This is a genomic window from Staphylococcus simulans (assembly GCF_002994445.1).
Classification (GTDB): domain Bacteria; phylum Bacillota; class Bacilli; order Staphylococcales; family Staphylococcaceae; genus Staphylococcus; species Staphylococcus simulans_B.
In genome coordinates this window covers 36,813-58,427 of record NZ_MRZJ01000003.1, presented here as the reverse complement: position 1 = coordinate 58,427, position 21,615 = coordinate 36,813, and the positions used below count along the sequence as shown (strand labels likewise).

The following is a 21,615-nucleotide window of genomic DNA, read 5'->3' as shown; positions in this document are numbered from 1 at the left end:
TGATGGTCCATAAATAATCTATCCTAAACATAAATAGCTGTGGTCTTTCCTCCCACTGGACCACAATTCCTTAAGAAAATCGGTGCTTTGCGATGACATCGATTTTCGAAGCGACAGTGCAGAAGTGCTGTCGCTTTTTTTATTTTTTGCATAAAAAGAGCAGCAGTGTACTCGTTGGTTTACGGCACACTGCTGCTGTTTTAAATTACGTCAATCGATCTACTAACACCATTTCATCATAGTTGATGGCTTGTCGGATTTTTAGTGCAGTTTTTTCACTTACTTCTCCGTCTTCTACTAATTCATTGAGGATATGGCGTTGTTCACGCAACGCATTTAGTTTGATTTTTGTAATATTGTTCGGATTGAACTTCTTGTAATTGAAGAGATTCGATGATGTTAAATTATCCGTACGCATTAAGTAACTGTCGCAAATGGTACTGATTTCTAATTTGTTGTCAGCATTGGCTTCTTTGGTTAAGCGTTTAACGACGTTATAATGCACAATACGCATAATTTTAGAGATTTCTTTTAAGTTTTGTTGTACATCTAATGAAGATGCAGCGTTAGTTTGAACGCGGACACGGCGTCTTAAGATAGCTACTTTAATACGCATAATCATTCTTCGGATTAAAGAAGCTTGACGATATACTTGTGTACGTTCTGCATAACGCATATAGTTATCAAAATCACTTTGCGTAATTTTGCCTTCTTTAACTAATTCATTTAAAGTCTTCGTTTCTGTATCAATCGCAATCCCTTGCAGGCGTTCGAGCTCTTTTGAGTTTTCGTCATCATCATCTAAGACTTTCATAAATGCGATACGGTCGTGATAAATTTTAATCACACTGCCGTATTTAAATGATGTTTCAGGTGTTGCATGGCTTCTTAAATACTCGATTGCTTGTTCTAAAATGTAGATACGCGCTTCTTTGAAACTCATACCTTCCACTTTGACTTGTTTCATCATTGGTGTCACAATCGGCAGCAATACTTGTGCGATTACAAGACTGAGTATCACCATACCTGAAGAAATAAAGAGCAGATCATTACGATAAATAAATGTTCTATCTTCTGCCAGCATATACGGGAATGTCAACGCGATAGCAAGTGAAATTGTCCCATGCACACCGCAAAGTGTCATCACCAATGCATATTTGCTGCGCTTAGGTTTAACTTCACCCGGACCTTGTTCATCCCCTTCGTTCATTGCACGTTGGAATGGACTGACCGGCAAGTAGAAGTAAGGATATAATACATATACCCATAAGAAACGAAAGACGTATACTGCTAATGCAATAAGTCCAGTAGTACCTAATAAGAATACTAGGTTCTGCGGCTCTGTGCGTATAATATTCTTCACTGTTTCAGGCACAATATAACCTAAAATTACAAAGACAAAGCCGTTTAATACATAACTTAATAAATTCCATGTCTGCGTATAACTTAATTGAAGCTGCGTACTGATTTGGGTAATACGATCACGTTCAAAGCCGTGCACCAACCCGGATACAACAGCCGCAATAATACCAGAAGCATGGAAGACTTCAGCGACTAGATAAGTAATAAACGGTGTCAATAATTGAATAAAGATAAACATGTTATTACTTTCAACACCGCGGCGCGCAAGTATAATACGCAATCTGACTAAGACAATACCTACAATCAAACCAACGACTAAACCGCCGATGGAAGATACTAAGAACTGCCCTACTGCGTCAGTAATAGAAAATGCGCCGGTAATCAGCGCAGCCACCGCAATCTTGAAGGAAATGATACCTGCGGCATCGTTTAATAACGATTCCCCTTCTAAAATCGTCATAGAACCTTTCGGCAGCACTTTACCTTTAGTAATCGCTGAAACTGCCACCGCATCTGTCGGACATAATACCGCTGCTAACGCAAAGCCTGCAGGCATAGGCAAGCTCGGCCAAACCCAATGAATAAAGAAGCCTACACCAATCACGGTAGTGAAGACTAATCCTAAAGCCATCATCATTACTGGCTTTATGTAGCGTTTTAAGCCGACACGAGAAACATGAACCCCTTCAATAAATAATAGCGGCGCAATCAATGCGACCATAAACACCTCTGTGTCAAAATCAAATGCCACAGGAATAGGTGTTACAAATATTAATGCCCCTAAAATAATTTGGATGAATGCCAAAGGGACTTTAGGGAGAAATAGTGAATGTATTAATGAACTTAGGATAATAGCCGCAATAAATATGAGTAATCCTTCAACTATTTCCACAGCGTCACCTCTTTCTATGTTGTGTGCACTCTCTTGTGTTTATAACCCAATTGAAAATAATGATGTCTTTTCACATACATCTATTAAGTGTCTTTATTTATAGTACTATATTCAATTGCGTGAAATCTATTTATATAACTTTAGCCATAATCTTTCATTCTCTTAAATTCTACACACAACATCTTTATAACTAAAGCTATAGAAATAGCGATACACACTACGTTTACCCGTTTGCTTATGCTTAAGACGAAAAAAATTAAAATAATTTACAAAAAGGGTGTGCTTTTTTTCTGCGGATTTCGATATATAGAGTGAGCAAGGAGGTGAGAAACATGAAAACAATCAAAGAACTTGCTGTGACTCTAATTCGTTTAGAAGAAACAAAAGATGGAAAACCTGTCGCAAAACGCCGTCGTTTCGCTCGTTTAAACCCTCAAAGCACTGAAACACAATTAAACGGTTTTAAATCAGTTATTGAAAAATTAACTGGCGAAACTTTCGACAACGTCGAAATCACTACTGTAGAAACTTTATAAGAAGGAGCTGTCACTTTATGACTAAAACATTAGAACTTATCTATCTCAATGAAGCACACAAGCCTGTTAAATTCCAAATTCCGGACGTATCAGGACAAGTGCAAGAAGAAACGGTCAGAAATGCGATGAGTACATTATTGGACTTGAATGTCTTAAACCCCGCATCTGGCAAGATTGCTGCGATTAAAGGCGCACAAATTATAGAAAAAGAAACACACATCATTTTCTAAATCATTGCATGTCGAGTATACTCAAATGAGTATGCTCGATTTTTTATTGCTCTGCATCAAGCGGTCTCGGCTTTACAATATCACCGAAAAAGATGCGATCTTTACCAAGCTTTTTGCATAACGCATAGCTTTCAAAAACATCCACGACTTGTGCTAAGTTTTTATAAGCATGTTTGGGATTTAATACTTCAACAAATTGCTTTTTCTGAATGTCTGAATCTTGGCCTGCATCAATAAAAAACATTTCTTCATCTAACAAACGAATAATAGACACCTGTGTCATGGCTGTTCCCCCTATTTTCTCATTTTGCAACGCTTCTGTTTATTGCCAGTTTACCAAATTATATATTGATACATTGAAAAAATCTACAACTTTTACAATTAACAAATAAAAAGTACTTATTATTCCCTAATTCTTTACGAAATAATCGAAAAACTGAAAAAAAAACACTTTTTTCAGCATGATATACCTTTATTTTTTCTTTTATTATAACAATTCAATAAAAGGAACAAAATAATTATTTTCAGCGTTGCCCCAACCATTATCTTCATTGTATAATAACTATAAAATTATATAAGAAGAGGTGGCTTTATTTGTTAAAAACCCACTGGTTGTCCGCCTTAATAACTATCCTCTTATTAAGTGCAGCTGCCGTCGGATTATACGCCGCTCTCCGACATCACACACCCCAGGCAAAGCAAAATATTAAAACCTACACTGCTGCTTACAATCACCCGATTCGATTTACAGGTCATCAAGCAGCCGAAACAAAACATTCTTTTTACTACGACCCTAAGATGGGAATGATTCATGATTGGTATGTTGATTCAGGTAAAACAGTTAAGAAAGATCAGCCCTTATTCGAATACTACAATAAGGAAAACGAGCAGCACCTGACTTTACTTCGTAAACAACTGAATTATTTAGATCAGCATTCTAAACGTTCGAATTTCTTAAATTTGCATACAGACCTTGAAAAGCAATTTTACGCTGTCCAAGCCGGACTGCGCGTAAAACAATTCACTGCCTTGGAAGGTGTAGTCCATATTATAGACAAGCACCCAAGCAAACCGCAGCAATTGTTCGCTGAAGTATACAGCCCTAAACGTATCATTAAAGCCTACGTTTCTGAATCTGTCTTAAGTCAGCTGAAGCTTAATCAAGAAGCAGAGATCAAAGGACAGAGCGCTGCTTTGTTTAAAGGTAAAATTAAAAAAATCGACGCATTCCCTATCACACAGTCTGAAGATAGTAAATCTTCGCAATACGAAGTACAAATCTCCACAAATGCACGTCTTCCTATAGGAAGCCGCTTTAACATTTCAATTTCTACGCATTTCATTGCACTTCCTAAGGATGTTTTATACGGAAAAAACGCAGTAATAATTAAAAAAAATCAACAAATGGTTAAAAGAATTATTAAATATAGCGAAAATTCGGGTATGGTTATTATTAGTGAAGGACTTTTACCGGGAGAAAAAGTTGTTGCTCAACCCAAAAACTTCACATCAAACTAGAGTTCTTATATAATTAACCCATATCATATCGGTAAATAGGAAAATAGACATTATCTTAATTAATAATGTGTTATTCAAATGATGTTCAATAAATTGTCTTGCTTCATTCGGTAATTTTTTGAAAGAATCATTAGTTTGAAAAAACCATTGTTTTATAATGTTTTTTTGTTTACAATTCATTTTTATCTAGTTATAATTAAATAAATAATAGGGACACGAATATTTTGTTTGAAAAGTATCTCGTCCCAATTATGAAAATTAATGTTTAAAAATCTGTCTGTTTACCTATAGTATAATGATAATGGGAATGTTAAGGGAGGAAATACACATGGCAGTATCAAAAATTAAAAATTCATCAGATTTATTAGCAATGGTGACATATGCTGATAAAATGAAAAGTATTATCAAGAAAGAATTCACAATCAGCTTCGAGGAATTTGCAGTATTAACTTTCCTTAGTCAATCAAATGACGAGGAATACTACTTAAAAGATATCATTAACCACTTGAACTACAAACAACCACAAGTTGTTAAAGCGGTTAAAAATTTATCTCAAGAAGATTACTTCGATAAAAAACGTAACGAACAAGATGAAAGAACAGTATTAATTTTAGTGAATGCAACACAACGCGAAAAAATTAACGAGTTATTAAACCGTATTAATGAACGTATCTTAACTGCAAACAAAGAAATTAAAATCTGATTTGTTTAAGGTATGTATATACAAAAAGCGTGATGCAAAAATGATGATTCATTTTAGCATCACGCTTTTTTATGGGTTCTTCACCTTTTATGGCGGAGAACCTTTTTATTTTGATTATGAAGCTTGTATCAGCCTACTTCTCACGTGTTGATAATTTAATGGAATAATAAATAATTACTACTAAGATTAAAATCCAAATAATGACTGTGCCGATTTGTGCCAGATTCGGATCTAATACCACTGCATCAATTGTTTTTTGACTCAGCAGCAATCCGACACCTGTAAATTCAAAGCGTTTGTAATAAACACCGAATATCGCCATGATAATACCGAAGAAGAACACAAAAATATGCGCATATTTCGTTACTACCACAACACCGAAATCTATATTAAATGCATGCAGCATCACTAAAATGGCCGCAATGATGATAATCCCTATACCTATCATGACTTCAGTTCGATTGCTGTATAAATAGTTCTTTTTAACAATTCTGGTATAAACAAAAACTGTTATCGGGAAAATAATGAGGCAGTAGACAATCGATAAGCCTGTCGCAGCCTGAAACGGCACAAACTGTTTATCATATAAGTACGATATCAACAAGAAATTGACGATAAAGAACAGTATCGGATTCAATTGAATCCCAAACAAATTACGTTGAATCGTTAAAATAATTTCAGCTGGTGCTTTCTTGCGGTATTCTATATAATCTTCATCTTTTGCTTCTGATTTTGGCAGGTCATTACGTATTTTTTCTTTAATATCATCAATCATCTTAGGAGAAATCCCTTTATAGTTAAAATAATCGGTGATATTTTCTAATAATATTTTGTCATTAGGACGCATGATGTGTCTCCTTTAAATATTCTATCCTTATCAATTTATCATTTCACACTTAATTTATCCACTCAATGAAAAAAGAAGACAGGAGTTTGCTCTCCCGTCTTCCTGCACAAACCTGTTCTTATTTACCGATATCAATACGATAAAGTTTCAGGTTTTTATCTTTAGGTGATTGGCTTGCAAATTGATAAGAAGTATCTTTATCTTTGATATAGCCGAAATTACCTGTTTGTTCATTATAGTTATATCTCCAAGTTACAGTGTTACCGAGTTGGTTGCGTACTGTTTTGAAACTTGGTCCATCTATTTTGTTGTACTTCATTGTGATGTGCGTGACTTGGCCGCGATCTTTTTGGCCATTCGCTGTCACAATCATTAATCCTTTGTCAGAATTAAATTCATAATAGTGTTTAGTTTTATCAGGTTTATAAGAATAGCCTGTGAGTTTGTGCGTTTTCAAAACATCTTTAATATTTTGGCCCAACTTCACACCCTCTAATGATGTGTCGCCATGTTGGATTTGCTGCACGGTTTGAATTGTATTGCCAGACGCTGCATCTGCTTGATGGATGCCAAGTCCGGTTACCACGGTTGCAGAAACGATAGCCGCTGAAAGTAATTTTTTCATAAGCAATAACTCCTTCGCTCTCTTTTTGTAATGTTCTTGTAATTTTTTCTGCGCTTATTATACTATACCCTTAAATACCCTTTATGTAATCGGTCTTCGGATGTAATATTTTGTAATATTGTATAATAATCAGGAGTTTAATTGCAAATAATAATGAATAACTTTGCTTTTAGGCTTTAATACGTTGCTGCTCGTCTTCTAATACTTCATTGACATTTATGAAAGCTGTCACCGTTTCTAAGAATCTTTTCTTCTCTTCACCCATCGGATACAGACCGGAACGTTCAAATGTTTCGACTTCTGCATGCTGAATATGATCAGTATATGCTGCTAACTCTTCTGATGTTAATCGTTCATCATGTTTGCCTTGAATAATTAATACAGGTGCTTGAATATGATTTAAAGCAGGTTGAATTTCGGTATGTTCAAATGAAGCTGTAACAGAACGCTTTTCGAGTCCTGTCATAATCGGTGTCATATCTGAATAATTCTTCAGCATTTTCCCCGCTTTTTTCTTTGAACCATATGTGTGCTTATCTAAGAATTTCTGCTGCTTGTTGTCTTCCCATGTTCTGATTGTATCAGCATATTTTCTAAACAGACGTGCTTCTGGCAGTTCTGCTTGCAGTGTTGCCGGGTTAACCAGTACAAGCCCATCCACATATGCATCAAATTTAGACGCAAAGTCTGCCGCAATGGTTGCGCCTAGTTCTTGTCCGATAAAGAATGCATGTCGGATGTATAAGTAATCCAGTAATTCTTTAATATCTGAAGCATAGTCCGCAAAATCAATTTGCAGCGGTTTGTCTGAATAGCCATGACCGCGTAAATCTATACAAATCACTTCATAACTGTAAGACAGTTTTGTAGCGATATCGCTAAAGATTGAAAAATTTTCAAATGCGGAATGTATCAATACAATCGGCTGTCCGCTTCCCATCGCCGCATAATGCAATGTTGTATGATCTTTAGTCGTAAATAGTTCCATTCGCTTGCTCACTCTCCTTAGAATCTGGGGCTTCTTGCGGTAGAATCTCTAAAAGTTCTTCTAACGTCGCAATTTCAAAATCCATCTCTTCCGGTTCCGGCTCAAGTTCAACTTCATCATCTTCATGATTAAACCAAACACTGACCATTCCCATCGCTCGTGCCGGCGCAACATCATTTAAAGCATCGTCGCCTACATACAGCACTTCTTCTGGTTCTACACCGAGCTGTTCCATAATATCTTCAAAGATTTTTGGATGCGGTTTTCTGTAGCCTACCATCTCTGACGTAGACAAAAAATGAATATAAGACAATATACCCAAGCTATCTAAACGATATTGCTTTATTTTAGATTTACCATTCGCAATCACACCTGTCAAATATCCTCTGTTTACTAAACGTTCCAACGTATACTGTGTATCATGATACGGAAAGACATAACGATAGAAGTGATTCTCAAAATCATGAAATAGATCTTTCCACGTTAAACGATCGACATGGAAACGTTTGATAATCGCTTTATAAAGTTCCGGCTTATCATGATCCTCGTCATCATCCAATTCAATAAACTGCTTTTTGAAATCTTGAGCTTGTACATGAACTAAGTAGTCATGGAACCGTTCATACTGTTCTTCAATAAATTTCTCTCTCGATTTATTACGATCTAACAGTGTTCCTTCTAAATCAAATACGACCGCCTTAATACCCTCTAAATTCATTATTCTTCTCTCCTATAAATGCATATCAAGCATCTCTGTTATCATTTCTTTATTAATAAGATCATTCATACGAGCGTTTCTGTGTTGCTATTAAATACCCAAGTACAGGTATTCCTAATAATGCCAAGATAATACTGGCTGGAATTTCAATCGGATGCCAAAGTTGTGCACCTAAAGTATCCGCAAAGACCATGACCGCACCGCCGACAATACCATTCATCAGCATCTGTACACCCAATGTCGATTTAACAGTACGTCTTATCAACTGAGGAACTATCATTCCGATAAACCCTATAATACCAGTATATGAAACAATAATCGCTGTCATAATAGAGGCAAGTGTTAATACCATAAACATCATCTGCTGCACATTTAAACTTAACGAACGAGCTTTCAGTGTACCGACTTGAAGCAGTTTAATCTTCGGCAGCAATACACCTAGAAGCAAGACACACAAAAGCATCACAGGTACAATGAAGTAGATTTCATACATTTCCGCATTGGAAAAACCGCCGAACATATACATCACAATACTTTTCATTCTGCGTTCATCTAACAATATCAACAGATATAACAACGCATTAAACAAAGCACCTATCATAATACCTGATAATATCAAAGCGCGCATCGGATAACCTTGCGAAATAACAGCCGTCACACCCAGCACAACACCTAATGTGATGAAACTTGCTGTCATTGAGGCCATAGGAATCCATAGACTGCTGAGACCTAAGAAGACTGCACAACCGCCGCCTAAAACAGAACCGCTCGCTAAGCCTAATGTCAGGCTGTCTGCAAGCGGATTATTCAGTACGGTTTGAAACATTTGGCCTGCAATCGACAAGCCGATACCTGCGAGCAGTGCTTCCAATACTCTTGGCAAACGCACTTCAAACAGGATACTTTGATTTAAAGGGTCCGACCAGCTGCCTAAATTCCAAAACAAGCTGATGCCGATGCTTGCTGTCAGTGCAAGACACCATCCTATAATCATTGTAATTTGTTTCATTTTATTGTTCATCTCGATAAATGGCATCTCTTAACGCTTTAAGTCCTTGGTCGATACGCGGACCAGGTCTTGAAATCGTATCGCCATTCACCGCTTCAATTCTTTTCTTCTTCACAGCATCTATATTTTCAAAGCCGCCGCGCTTACGTATGATCTTCAAGTAATCTGAACGCGTAATCCCTTCAGTTGTAATTAATACATCTGGATTATGCTTAATGATACTTTCTTTGCTGACTTTCTTCCAACCTGTCAAATCATCAAACGTATTCTGTGCTTGCAGCTCTTCTAACATATAATTAAAGAACGTAGATTTGCCTGCTGTATAAATTTCAGGTTCATGCGAAACTTCTAAGAAGACACTAGGTGCTTTTTGATGTTTCGGCACATCTTTCAACACTGCTTCAACACGGTGCTTAGTATCATACACTAATGTATCTGCTTGTGATTTGCGTCCTGTAATATCGCCGATTTGTTCAAACGTTCCATAGATTTCTTCAAAGTTTTTGGCTTCAGGTATGTAAACCACCTTGATGCCTTTCTTTTCTATGTCGCTTAATACTTTGTTATCCATGCCTTTTTGAGATTCATGCGCTAAAATCAAATCCGGTTTGGCTTTAAGCAATTGCTCTTTATTCAACTTCATCGCGTCGAATTTCTGCTTGTTTTTAACGTCTTTAGGATAGTCATCTACAGTAGAAACCCCAATCACTTCTTTACCTAAACCTAATTCATACAATATCTCCGTGTTGCTCGGCATCAATGAGATGATGCGGTGGTATTTGATAGACTGCTCAGTTTTGTGCTCAGATTGTTTTTTATCGTCTTTCTTATCCTTTTCTGCAGGTGAAGCACACCCTGCCGCAACCAAAATAACTAAGATTAGAAAAACCCATAATTTTTGTTTCATCAACTTCTCCTCATATTGTATTGTAAATCTCATTTTAGCACATTTACTCTTGCTGAAAAGGTCAATTTTACAAAAAAATTATACACATTTTGCATAAAAAAAGAAGCACTCTGAAAAGAGTACTTCGAATAAGTGAATTACATTGTATGCGGTGCAGTAACACCCACTAATGCTAAGGCATTGCGTAATGTAATTTGCGCTGCCGCAATCATTGAAACATAAGCTTGTGTCTTAGTTTCATCGTCTGTTAATACTTTGTCCGCATTGTAGAATTTATGGAATGCTGCTGCAAGTTCTTGAATGTAATTTGTTACACGATGCGGTGCACGTTGTTCTGCAGCACTTTCAATCATCGGTTCAAATTCAGCTATTTTTTTCAATAGGTCGATTGCTTTATCATTTTTGATAACACTGAAGTCCGCATTTTGCGTCGGCACAATGCCGCGTTCTGCCGCTTGTTTTAAGATTGAAGAAATACGCGCATGTGCATATTGTGCATAATACACAGGGTTTTCTGCTGAATTTTCTTTCGCAAGTTCCATATCAAAATCAAAGTGCGTATCCGGGCTGCGCATCGTTAAGAAGTAACGTGCTGCGTCAATGCCGACTTCATCCATGATTTCACGCAATGTAATCGCATTGCCTGTACGTTTACTCATTTTAACTTCTTCGCCGTCTTGCATTAAACGTACCATTTGCATGATTTGAATTTCTAAACGATCTGCATCGATACCATATGTTTCAACTGAAGCTTTCAAACGGTTGATATAACCGTGATGATCCGCTCCGAATAAGTTGATTAAGATATCTTGACCGCCATCGCGATGGAATTTGTCATAGTGATAAGCAACGTCAGGCAAGAAGTAAGTGTATGTGCCGTCTTTTTTGATTAACACACGGTCTTTGTCATCGTTGAATTCTGTCGTACGCAGCCATGTCGCACCATCCGCTTCATACGTATGACCATTTTCTTTCATCAGCTCTAATACACGTTTGATTTCGCCTGAATCATATAAAGTTGTTTCACTGAACCATCCGTCAAAGTGTGTATTGAAGTCTGCTAAGTCTTTTTTCAATTTTTCCATTTCATAATCGACACCTAATTGTCTGAACACTTTTAAGCGTTCGTCATCGGGCAGCTCTTGAAGGTCAGGACGTTTTTCTGCTAAATCTTTACCAATATTCACGATATCTTTACCATGATAACCATCAGCTGGTAATTCCGCTTCTTTGCCTAACGCTTGATAATAACGCGCTTCAATAGAGCGTGCTAAGTTAGTAATTTGGTTGCCGGCATCGTTGATGTAGTATTCACGTGTCACATCATAGCCTGCTGCATCTAAAATATTGCTTAATGTATCACCGACTGCCGCATTACGCGCATGTCCGATATGCAAATCGCCAGTTGGGTTCGCAGATACATATTCAACTAAGATTTTTTGATTTTTAGGTACTTCTGCACGTCCGAAGTCTTTATCTTTTTTCAAGGCTTGCGGAATAATTTCAGTTAAGTATTCATTGTTTAAATAGAAATTGATAAATCCAGGACCTGCAATTTCGATTTTTTGCACATTCGCTTTTGATTTATCCAAGTTATCAACAATCTCTTGTGCGATTTCACGCGGATTGCGTTTCGCAATTTTTGTCAGCACCATTGCGATATTTGTAGAGTAGTCCCCATTTTTAGGATCTTTTGGAATTTCCACTTTGACTTCAGGAACTTCTTCTGCAAGTCCAGCGGCTTTAACACTTGCTGTTATTTCTTCAATTAATGTTTGTTTGACTTGATCAATAATATTCACTTACTTCAGCTCCTTGTAGGTAATTTGGTAAAGGTATGTGCCCATCTTCTCTTCATTTTGATAGAGTTCATAACGAACTTTGAGTTTTGACTGTTCTGGTTGTACATAATGATTAATGCTGAGCGTACGAATCGTTAAAGGAATCTTGCCAGTAGGTATTTCGTATAATGACATCGTATCATTACCTTCTATAAAATGCAGATTCTGTTTAATATTCCCGCTGCGCAGCAACCTCACTTCGCCATTTTGAATCTTCAATGTAACATGCACTTCCAAGTTTTCTACGACTTCATCATAACGTATATATTCAGCTTGCCGCTTCTCTTGCCAAGTGCCGTTGGTTTCAAATTCAAACTCATCTATTTCTCCATCGCGTTCAATCATCTGAAATGTTTGTATACGAATGTTTTCATTCAAAGACGCGCTCACCCTATTCTTATTTATTCATTAATACTCTGAATTATAACATAAATATACAGCGCACACAGTGACTAAATTCACACTGTATGCGCTGATAACCCTAAAAATCAAAATTAAATTGTGTCTCACTTCACTTAGTCTTTCAAATAATCTAACACAATCGTACCCACTGCTTCAGCTGCACTCATCATAGAAGATTCGCTGATATTGAATTTCGGATGATGGTGCGGATAAACCTCCCCTTCTTCTGGTTCTGCACCTGCAAAGATAAATGCGCCTGGGACTTCTTGTAAATAATATGCAAAGTCTTCTGAAGGCGGCCAAGGTTCGCAGCGTTCGACTTTTTGTATTGCAGATTTTTCTGCGTTGTTTAATGTCTCTGATACATATTTCGTAAATTTTGGATCATTATAGACAGCCGGATAATCGTCTGTATATTCATAATCGCAAGTCACACCGAATGTTGTTTCTAAACCATCTACGACATGCTGCAATTCTTGTGCGATTTTATCTTTTGTTTCATCTTGCAGTCCGCGTACATCTCCATCAAGGACAACTTTATCTTTAATTACATTGAATTGGCCTTTGGCATCGAATGAACCGATAGAAACGACACCCGTTTCAAATGGACTCAAACGTCTTGAAACGATAGATTGTACAGTCGTCACAAAGTTTGCGCCTGCGACAATCGCATCATTCGCGTCATGCGGTGATGAACCATGGCCGCCCTTACCGTGAATCGTTAATTTAAAGAACCCGCGCCCTGTTTGTACATTGCCTTCTCGATAATAAATTGTACCGCGCTCACCATTACTCATCACATGTACCCCTAATACATGATCTACACCATCTAAAACGCCATCTTTAATCATTCCGATTGCACCGCCTGGAGGCATTTCTTCAGCTGGTTGATGTATCACAACTACTTTTCCTGAGAATTGATCTTTCATCTCGATTAATGTCTCAGCCAATATCAGCATATAAGCTGTATGTGCATCGTGACCGCAAGCATGCATAACACCAGGATTTTCTGACGCGAACGGCAAACCTGTTGCTTCTTCTATCGGCAATGCATCAAAATCGGCACGAATCGCAATCGTTTTACCCGGTTTCCCGCTGTCGATAGTGACCTTCAAACCATTTTCTCCGACATTAGTTTCTACTTCACAATCCTTATCTTTATAGAATTCTGCAATATACTTCGGTGTTTCAACTTCTTTGAAAGATAGTTCCGGATGTGCATGCAGATAACGTCTGATTTCAACCATACGGTCCTCTTTCTCTTTTAATCGCTGAATTAATTCTGAACTCATACTATCTCCCCTTTTCAATAATCTTGCAATTTAGATTATTCTAAAATTTATATACTTACTGTAACATACTTAGAATGATGAACGGGCAAAAAAAGCAGAAACCACTTTGTGTGATTTCTGCTTAACATTTACTTATCGTGCAATGCTTCTTTTAATTCATCGCTTGAATGATTCCACATTTCAATATCATGATTTTTAAGGAAGTCTCTGATAATCGCGATGTATTCATCTCCGATATGATCGATGACTACTTTATGTTTCATAGATTTATCCATCATATTCACATGTTCAGGCATGCTTTTGTAGCCTCTGCGGATTTTTTTATTTACCATGAGGTAACATGCGGTTAACCCTGCATAATATGCACCTTGTTCACCGCGTTCAGTCGTTACCCAGCATAACCAATATTCTTTCGCTTCAGGTCCTTCGACTGTTTCTTTATCTGTAATCCATTTTACACCTTTTTCAACATCTGCACGTGCGTGCATCGCACCGATATCAATAAATGCTTCTTTAGATTGCATGTCTATAAATACAGGTGCAACGTTATCTAAACTGATTGCCCCGATATTTGTTCCTTTATGGCCGTCTAGCGGGTCATTTTTAATAATATTGAATTTAAACCCTTTATTCTCTGCCACAAGCCACACCTCCATTATATGCTCATGTTATTCTATTTTACTGTATCATCTGTATCTTTTCGAATACAATGCACATCGTTTAATTCAGTTCATTTAAGATACTCAAAATACGTTCGCGTACTGCATCATCTTTGATATTATGAACCAGTTCTTTAGGATAATATAATTTATAATCTTGGCGATTAATTCCTGTGATACTTTGAATCACCATAGACTGACTGCTGATTTCTCGGATTTTGCCGTTATGCTGAAGGAGATGAATCGGTTGGCGGTTAGACCCCGGACGGTCATAATCATAAGGCAGATCAGAGAACGATTCGCTCACGAAATAGTAATCCGGATTAATACCGCCGGCTTCAAACAACTCTCTCAGCTCATTCATTGTAATAATCGAACCGTCAAACGGCAGATATTTGAATAAATCCCGATTAATAAAACGGCGTGCTAAATCACTTAAGATATCGTCTTCTTCTTTAATCCATTCTTTCAAGTAATATAAGACTACCGCTTCATCCAGCTCTACATATTGTTCGATTGTCATCGTTCCTTCAAAGAACGGAATGAAATCTTTAGGAAACAAATTAAACTCATAACCTTCTTGATAGAGCGCTTTTGCACGTTTCAAACAGTTATTCAGCAAGACTTCTCCGCCTCGGCTGACCGGGTGGAAATAAATCTGCCAATACATTTGATAGCGGCTCATAATAAAGTTTTCTACCGCATGCATACCGCTGTCTTTAATCAAGACTTCCTCTTTAGTTGGACGCATTAATCTTAAGATACGTTCCATATCGAATTTGCCGTATTGCACACCTGTAAAATAAGCATCCCTTTGCAGGTAATCCATTCTATCTGCATCGATTTGAGATGAAATCATAGAAATGACCAGCTTATTAGGATGTGTTTTATTAATCACGTCTGCAACTTGTTTCGGAAAGTCTTTTGAAACTCTGCTCAGCACGGCATTCACTTCAGTATTTCCGGTAATAATGGCTTGTGTAAATGCTTCGTGATCTGTATTGAAAATCTTTTCGAAACTGTGAGAGAAAGGACCATGACCTAAATCATGCAGCAAAGCAGCACATAATGCGAGCAAACGGTCATCATCATGCCATGCTTCGCGTCCGCGAAACGACTCGTCAATAATTCTGCGGACAATCTCATACACACCCAGCGAATGGCCAAAACGGCTGTGTTCTGCAGTGTGGAAAGACAAATACAGCGTACCTAGCTGTTTGATACGGCGCAAACGCTGGAATTCTTTTGTTTTTACTAAATCCCAAATGACTTGATCTTTAACATGAATATAGCGGTGAATCGGATCTTTGAATACTTTCTCTTCAAATAATTTTTTAGTGCCGTAATCTGTCTCCGCCATGAGGATCCCTCCATCTCATTCTATTCAATATATTTAAAATACCTTTTTCATTAGCGCAAGGTCCATGACTTCCCCGTATACTTCTCGGTTATAAGCGCGTACCATTTCAAAGCCTTGTTGGCGGTAGTATTCGACACCTTCTTCGTTTTGGTTATCTACTTCTAAATAAACCGCATCATATTGTCCTTTGAAATGGTCCAATCCTTTATTTAATAAGGCAGTACCATAGCCTTTACGTTGTGCTTTAGGATGAATATAGTGCGCAGATAAGAAAAGTTCGCTGCCGTTAATAAAATTAGCGAACCCTACAATTTCATTATCTTCTTCTGCCACTAGGAATAATTGTTCTTTTAATCTTTTGAGCAAATGCTGCTCATTGTATGAAGCTGTCAATAACTCATTGACAGTCGTCGCAGCATAGATATTCAAATACGTGTTATACCATGCTTTTGTTGCCACATCTCTGATGCCGACAACATCCGCTGGTGTTGCTTCTCTCACTTTATGCATCGTTAATCACGTCTCCTTACATAGTTCAACTTTCAAAATGAATAAATTAATTATATCATACGAGATATAAAATTGTGTTTAAACAAACACGCGTATGACGACTTATTTATTGTTCTACCCCGCTTGCAGGGTGTTACTAAACACAGCGCAATATACATGATAAATATATAGCCTGAATCAGTTGTTGTGTTTATAAATATAAAAAGCATTCAGATATAACCCTAAGCGCTTCAAATCTAATACAACACATTATCTATAACTTACGTGTGCTTGCTTTTTCTTTTAATTGCTCATGCCACTGCTTGGCGTGATGCATCGCGTATGTATCTTTTAAAATATCACCCGGTACATTCGCTGTACCAATCAGATAATCTTCTAAGCGGGCACCTAAAAATTCCAAGCTGTATTCTATTTGATGCATACATGGACGTGCTTTGATTTTAGGACAATCACCGCCTACTAAAATTAAACGAAATTCGATTTGTGCCATCTTTTCTTTAAAATCACGATAATTTTTATCGCGCAATGTTTCTGACCAGTGGTCGATGAATGCTTTCATTGAGGCTGAAACACTATACCAATATACCGGCGACACCAATATCACACTATCGCTTTCTAACACACGATCAATAATATCAGGATAATCATCTAGGTAGCCGTCAATTTGTCCCCCATTATGTCTGACATCCCTGACAGGTGCGAAGCGGTATTGCGTTAAATCAATCCATTGATAATCTAAACCCTCTACAACCAATTTTGCGAGTGAAGCAGAATTGCCTTCTGGTCTGCTTCCTCCGAATATAACAGTTATCATGTGCAGGTTCCTTTCTGGAATATAAGTGAACTTTTTATGAACATTGTTATCTCTTGTTTAATAAGCCTAATTATAGGTTACATTATGTAAATATACCAACTTAATGAATCTAACGTAAATTTTTTGTAAAAAATGCGAATACCTTCAAGATAGACTGGGTATATGAACTGAGTAAGAAGGATAAAAGGTACCCTATTCAATCAAGCAAAAGGGACTTAATAACTCAATAAAAGGTGATTAAAATATGGATGATACGAGCTTTAGTAACATTTATATTGACTCGCAGCCTGTAACGTTAGATTGGGACACTTTAGTAACTGATGAATCTGAAATGGCAGTTGATGGCATCCCGCCATCTCTTATAGATAAATGGGTGAAAAGAAAAGAACTTATCCCATCGTATACAAAGGACAATTTGCGTCATTTCTATACTAAAGATGTTTTAAATGCTTGCAGGTCATATGTAAAAGTTTATTGAGAATCCACTACCACGAGACAACAACGGCATTATCCGCAGTCAATATTCGATGAATCTCGCGATAGTTCAAACGATAAAAAGACAGACCCTCTGTTTTGCCTATATGCAAACAGTTAAGGGTCTGTCTTTTTGTAATTGAAATTCTATTTATTTAGCTTGTTTACGTTTCGCTAATTTTTCTTTAAGTTTTCGGTCTTGTTCTTCTTTTCTGCGTTTACGTTCTTCATTACGTTGACGCAAGCGCTCTTCTTCTTCTGGATCACGCGGTTTTTGAAGCTGCTTTTCAACTTTCTCCATTAACTCATCTTCTGTTAATGCTGCTAAAGGGCGGTTGTTGACGAACGCAAATGTCTTTCTGCGACCTGGACCACAGTATGATTGGCAGCCTATTTCTATTTCAGCTTCTGGATCTAATTTCTTTAATTTTCTTTCTAGGGATTTGCAATTAACGGCTTGGCAATCATCACAAATCAAAAATTTGTTTTGCACTGCTATGTCCACCTCACTTTATCTCTATAATCATCTATTTTCTCTAACGACTTCTATTATTTAACCTTATCTATTCTACGCTTTTTCCGTAAAATTTCAAGTCCCAATTCTTTGAACCGTATGATACTCAGTCTTTAACACCTCAGCAGTACACTGAAATCTGCTATAAAAAAACTGCCGCACTGCAATGGTTCACAGTGAGACAGCACACTATATTATTGACCTTGATAAACGTGGAATGGCAGCGGTTTGATGTTTGCTGCTTTCCAGCTGTTATAAATCATTTTGCGGTGTTTTTGGTTGCCGATAATCGCTATACCGCAGTCTCCTCCGCCTGCACCTGATGTTTTAGCAGCAGCATTATAAGTCTCTGCGATATCGCATAATTGTCTAAGCTGAGGTGTTTCAATGTCGACAATTGCTTCTGCATCCATCATTTGGATGATAGAACGGTTGCGTCGAATCATAGCTTGTACACCTTTTAAATTGTTCGTTTTAAAAGCATAAATCAAACGTTCAACACAAGATTGAGATTGTTCTAAGAAACGGGTGTAAAACTCTGGATCTGATTTTAATCGTTTCACTTCACTGACTAAGTAAGGAGATGACGCTGGAGAACCTGTCCAGCCGATAAGCACTTCCATATTCTCAGGGGCTTGCAAGGGTTCAGTATATAATCCCGGCCAGTTTTTCTTTACCACTTCAGCAACAGAAGACGTTTCAATCTGCTGCATGACCCAATCATGGTCGAAAGTACTGTAAGCTAACCAGCCTGTAAAGACACTGACTGCAATGTCGCCGCATGAGCTTAAACTTTGCAGTTTCATATTCGCAATCACCGCAAGCTTATAAATATTTAAATTCGCTAAATCCAGCTCATAAAATTCATTCAGTGCTTTAACGACAGAAACTAAAACAGCAGCACTCGAACCTAAACCGTATTTATGGCCAGAGGCATCATCTAAATTGCTGTCGATCACTAAATCAAAGTGTTTCAGCGCTTTACCGCAGCTTTTAGCATATTGCTCAAAGACTTCAACTGCAGTAATCACATATTCTAATTGTTTAGCCGCATTCGCGTCTGAGACTGCAATCTTATCGCCTTCTCTTTGGAATGTAATCGGCTCATGATGCAGCGTTTTAGAATGAATTGAACCGCCGTTATTTGCGGCTGCTGTATCAATCGTAGCCGTCACAAAACGGTCCACTGCTATCAATACAGACTTATAACCTGGTTCCGTTACTGCATATTCACCTGCGATATAGAGTTTGCCTGGCGCTTTGACTGTAATCATGATTCATCTTCCTCATTTATAATTTCAATCCCGGTACCGATATCACTTGCGATAATTTGGTCTTGATCAAAGTAAGTTGTTAATTTATCAATGACTGCTTGCTGATGCTGTTTTTGTACTAATACTTTTACATTAGGGCCTGCATCCATTGTGAAGTATGCTGGCAATCCTGCTTCGCGGCATTCATGTACTAAAGCCATGGCTTCATAACTTTCCGGCACCAAATATGTAAATGGCGGTTGTGCCCCTAAGTTTGTCGCATGCATACGCAGTCCATTCTCTTCAAATACTTCGCCTAAACGTTTGAAATCTTTAGCTGCAATCGCTGCTTTTGCTTCTTTGATATCCGCATCAATATGGTCTAACCAATATTGGTAAAAGCGAGAAGTATTGCGCGTTAAGGACATCCCAGCACGGCTTTTTACTTTTTTAGATTGTTGATTAATCACTACGAATATCATTGCTAAATCATCTTCCCAATGATCTGCATCGATGGCATGTGCATAAGACGTTTCATCATCATGGCCTTTTTCCCATTCCGCAAATCCTCCGTAAATACTGCGGCTTGCAGAACCTGAACCGCGTCTAGCGAGGCGGGATAAATCTTTATCAGACAACTGCATGTCCAATGCTTCATTGCATGCAGCCGCAAGTGCCGCAAACGCACTGGCAGAAGAAGCTAATCCAGCTGCCGTCGGCACAAAATTAGTGCTATCGATATGTGCTTTCATGTCAGTACCTGCGCGTGCTCTGACAATGTCTAAGTATGCTGAAATTTTTTGCGTTTCTTTGTCATCCGCTTCTTCCCCGTTTAAGAAGAAACGGTCCTTTTCAAATTGCGCATCAAATGTTGCACGTGTTTCCGTATAAAATTTATCCAAAGTCAGCGACAAACTATTATTCATTGGAATAATCAGTGCATCGTCTGCTTTCCCCCAATATTTAATCAACGCAATATTCGTATGCGCTCTCGCTTTGCCCGTCTTAGCCAATTGAATTAACCTCCTAAATTCTCTATCCACGTATGCTTAGCACCTGCTTCTTTTACCGCTTGTGCTACCTTTTTCGCTGTCGCATAATCTTTCACTAACGTAATGACACTGCCGCCGCGGCCGCTGCCTGTCAGCTTGCCTGCCACAGCACCTGCTTGTTTTGCCACTTGCAGCAACCGATCAATTTTCGGATGACTGACTGTCAATGTCGCTAAATAAGTTTGGCATTCATTGAAAATGTCAGCTAACGCTTCAAAATTATGCGTGTTGATGGCTTGATTCGCTGCATGTACCAGTCGGCCGATACGTTCGATAAACTGCATATTCTCATGATTGTGCTGCACAAGTTCATGCACATCGCTCACTGCCTCTTTGGTATTCCCTCTGATGCCGGTATCTAAAACGACCATATATCCCGCAACATTCAAAGTTTTCAAAGGTGTAAAGACACCTTCTTGGAACCAGGTCGGTTTATTCGACACAATCGTTTGTGCATCAATACCGCTAGGTTTCCCATGCGCAATCATTTCTGCCCAGTTGACATGTTCAATCAATGCTTCATCAGATAAAGGTTTGCCCATATAATCAAAAGCAGCTCTAGTGAAGGCTACGGCTACAGCAGCACTAGAACCTAAACCTCTTGAAGGCGGTAATTGTGCATCGATTTTAATCATCACAGGTGAATCAATATGATTTTCTTCTTCGAATCTGCTGATTAATGCATGTAAATGCTCCGGTGCATCCGCAACTTCGCCTTCATAGACATCACTGATCATCGTAGACACTGCCAATTCCGGCATTTCTTCAATTTCAACTGTTACTTTCCCAGAGGAAAACGGAATTGCAATCGCAGGCTGGCCGAACGTCACCGCATGTTCACCTACTAATATGATTTTCCCATTAGATTCCCCGTAGCCTTTTTGTGTCATATCTGCATCACCTTTAATACTTTCCTAGTTTCTCAAAGTATATTGAATTCCTGTTGTATACATGCAAAGACCTCCAGCCATTTTCTTTGTTGCCCTTATGAAAATGACAGGAAGCTTATGCATGGGACTTAATATACTCATTTATTTTTCAACCTATATATTTTTGTCATTTATAAAATATGTTGCACTTTACTGTTCACTTTTCTTCAAACACCGTTT

The 21,615-nt window shown here is 37.9% G+C and carries 24 protein-coding genes; 5 read left to right on the top strand and 19 right to left on the bottom strand.

The window, feature by feature from the left end; genetic code table 11:
* Positions 1–205 precede the first annotated feature (205 nt).
* Positions 206–2,254 carry a cation:proton antiporter gene (locus tag C7N65_RS05330; protein WP_105993441.1) on the bottom strand — a complete coding sequence of 683 codons (2,049 nt, stop codon included), beginning with the start codon at positions 2,252–2,254 and terminating at the stop codon, positions 206–208.
* A gap of 332 nt (positions 2,255–2,586) precedes the next feature.
* Here C7N65_RS05330 and C7N65_RS05325 point away from each other — a divergent pair, with 332 nt between their 5' ends.
* Both C7N65_RS05325 and C7N65_RS05320 read left to right on the top strand, forming a co-directional pair.
* Positions 2,587–2,790 (top strand): hypothetical protein, encoded by a 204-nt coding sequence (locus C7N65_RS05325; RefSeq protein ID WP_105993440.1) that lies wholly within the window; start codon positions 2,587–2,589, stop codon positions 2,788–2,790.
* A 17-nt stretch (positions 2,791–2,807) separates the two neighbouring features.
* A complete protein-coding gene (locus C7N65_RS05320) occupies positions 2,808–3,020 on the top strand; it encodes a DUF2922 domain-containing protein (protein ID WP_105993439.1) in 213 nt (70 codons plus the stop codon).
* Between the two features lie 43 nt (positions 3,021–3,063).
* Here C7N65_RS05320 and C7N65_RS05315 read toward each other — a convergent pair whose 3' ends face one another.
* The gene (locus C7N65_RS05315; protein WP_105993438.1) at positions 3,064–3,303 is read right to left on the bottom strand and encodes a hypothetical protein; all 240 of its coding nucleotides are present in this window, start codon (positions 3,301–3,303) and stop codon (positions 3,064–3,066) included.
* Positions 3,304–3,614: 311 nt separating this feature from the next.
* Here C7N65_RS05315 and C7N65_RS05310 point away from each other — a divergent pair, with 311 nt between their 5' ends.
* On the top strand, positions 3,615–4,538 hold the full coding sequence (locus C7N65_RS05310) for a hypothetical protein (protein ID WP_105993437.1): 924 nt from the start codon (positions 3,615–3,617) through the stop codon (positions 4,536–4,538).
* Positions 4,539–4,866: 328 nt separating this feature from the next.
* A complete protein-coding gene (sarA, locus tag C7N65_RS05305; RefSeq protein ID WP_105993436.1) occupies positions 4,867–5,241 on the top strand; it encodes a global transcriptional regulator SarA in 375 nt (124 codons plus the stop codon).
* Between the two features lie 133 nt (positions 5,242–5,374).
* Here sarA and C7N65_RS05300 read toward each other — a convergent pair whose 3' ends face one another.
* The 13 genes from C7N65_RS05300 to C7N65_RS05240 all read right to left on the bottom strand — a co-directional run bounded on the left by C7N65_RS05300 (position 5,375) and on the right by C7N65_RS05240 (position 17,213).
* A complete protein-coding gene (locus C7N65_RS05300; protein ID WP_105993435.1) occupies positions 5,375–6,088 on the bottom strand; it encodes a hypothetical protein in 714 nt (237 codons plus the stop codon).
* A 118-nt stretch (positions 6,089–6,206) separates the two neighbouring features.
* Positions 6,207–6,713, bottom strand: coding sequence for an SA0570 family protein (locus tag C7N65_RS05295; protein ID WP_105993434.1), 507 nt, complete (start codon positions 6,711–6,713; stop codon positions 6,207–6,209).
* A 169-nt stretch (positions 6,714–6,882) separates the two neighbouring features.
* Positions 6,883–7,701: an alpha/beta fold hydrolase gene (locus tag C7N65_RS05290; protein ID WP_105993433.1), complete on the bottom strand. Its 819-nt coding sequence runs from the start codon at positions 7,699–7,701 to the stop codon at positions 6,883–6,885.
* A complete protein-coding gene (locus tag C7N65_RS05285; RefSeq protein ID WP_105993432.1) occupies positions 7,682–8,419 on the bottom strand; it encodes an HAD family hydrolase in 738 nt (245 codons plus the stop codon). Before C7N65_RS05285 ends, C7N65_RS05290 begins: the two co-directional genes overlap by 20 nt.
* Positions 8,420–8,480: 61 nt before the next feature.
* Positions 8,481–9,428, bottom strand: coding sequence for a FecCD family ABC transporter permease (locus tag C7N65_RS05280; protein WP_105993655.1), 948 nt, complete (start codon positions 9,426–9,428; stop codon positions 8,481–8,483).
* A 1-nt stretch (position 9,429) separates the two neighbouring features.
* Complete coding sequence (locus C7N65_RS05275; RefSeq protein WP_105993431.1) at positions 9,430–10,335, bottom strand: ABC transporter substrate-binding protein; 906 nt, start codon at positions 10,333–10,335, stop codon at positions 9,430–9,432.
* 137 nt (positions 10,336–10,472) lie between these two features.
* Positions 10,473–12,137: an arginine--tRNA ligase gene (argS, locus tag C7N65_RS05270; RefSeq protein ID WP_105993430.1), complete on the bottom strand. Its 1,665-nt coding sequence runs from the start codon at positions 12,135–12,137 to the stop codon at positions 10,473–10,475.
* The gene (locus tag C7N65_RS05265; protein WP_105993429.1) at positions 12,138–12,554 is read right to left on the bottom strand and encodes a DUF1934 domain-containing protein; all 417 of its coding nucleotides are present in this window, start codon (positions 12,552–12,554) and stop codon (positions 12,138–12,140) included.
* 137 nt (positions 12,555–12,691) lie between these two features.
* The gene (locus C7N65_RS05260; protein WP_105993428.1) at positions 12,692–13,870 is read right to left on the bottom strand and encodes a M20 family metallopeptidase; all 1,179 of its coding nucleotides are present in this window, start codon (positions 13,868–13,870) and stop codon (positions 12,692–12,694) included.
* Positions 13,871–13,998: 128 nt separating this feature from the next.
* On the bottom strand, positions 13,999–14,526 hold the full coding sequence (locus C7N65_RS05255) for a YwhD family protein (protein WP_105993427.1): 528 nt from the start codon (positions 14,524–14,526) through the stop codon (positions 13,999–14,001).
* Positions 14,527–14,590: 64 nt separating this feature from the next.
* Positions 14,591–15,889, bottom strand: coding sequence for an HD domain-containing protein (locus C7N65_RS05250; protein ID WP_105993426.1), 1,299 nt, complete (start codon positions 15,887–15,889; stop codon positions 14,591–14,593).
* A gap of 33 nt (positions 15,890–15,922) precedes the next feature.
* Positions 15,923–16,399, bottom strand: a complete 477-nt coding sequence (locus tag C7N65_RS05245; protein WP_105993425.1) for a GNAT family N-acetyltransferase — start codon at positions 16,397–16,399, stop codon at positions 15,923–15,925.
* A 253-nt stretch (positions 16,400–16,652) separates the two neighbouring features.
* Complete coding sequence (locus C7N65_RS05240) at positions 16,653–17,213, bottom strand: flavodoxin family protein (RefSeq protein WP_105993424.1); 561 nt, start codon at positions 17,211–17,213, stop codon at positions 16,653–16,655.
* Between the two features lie 244 nt (positions 17,214–17,457).
* Here C7N65_RS05240 and C7N65_RS05235 point away from each other — a divergent pair, with 244 nt between their 5' ends.
* Positions 17,458–17,691 carry a hypothetical protein gene (locus C7N65_RS05235; RefSeq protein ID WP_105993423.1) on the top strand — a complete coding sequence of 78 codons (234 nt, stop codon included), beginning with the start codon at positions 17,458–17,460 and terminating at the stop codon, positions 17,689–17,691.
* 147 nt (positions 17,692–17,838) lie between these two features.
* On the opposite strand, the gene C7N65_RS05230 is transcribed toward C7N65_RS05235, so the two are convergent.
* The 4 genes from C7N65_RS05230 to mvk form a co-directional block, all read right to left on the bottom strand.
* Complete coding sequence (locus C7N65_RS05230; protein ID WP_105993422.1) at positions 17,839–18,180, bottom strand: DUF1450 domain-containing protein; 342 nt, start codon at positions 18,178–18,180, stop codon at positions 17,839–17,841.
* Positions 18,181–18,395: 215 nt separating this feature from the next.
* On the bottom strand, positions 18,396–19,475 hold the full coding sequence (locus tag C7N65_RS05225; protein WP_105993421.1) for a phosphomevalonate kinase: 1,080 nt from the start codon (positions 19,473–19,475) through the stop codon (positions 18,396–18,398).
* Positions 19,472–20,467, bottom strand: coding sequence for a diphosphomevalonate decarboxylase (gene mvaD / locus C7N65_RS05220; RefSeq protein WP_105993420.1), 996 nt, complete (start codon positions 20,465–20,467; stop codon positions 19,472–19,474). Before mvaD ends, C7N65_RS05225 begins: the two co-directional genes overlap by 4 nt.
* Positions 20,468–20,472: 5 nt before the next feature.
* Positions 20,473–21,396, bottom strand: a complete 924-nt coding sequence (gene mvk / locus C7N65_RS05215; RefSeq protein WP_105993419.1) for a mevalonate kinase — start codon at positions 21,394–21,396, stop codon at positions 20,473–20,475.
* Positions 21,397–21,615 lie beyond the last annotated feature (219 nt).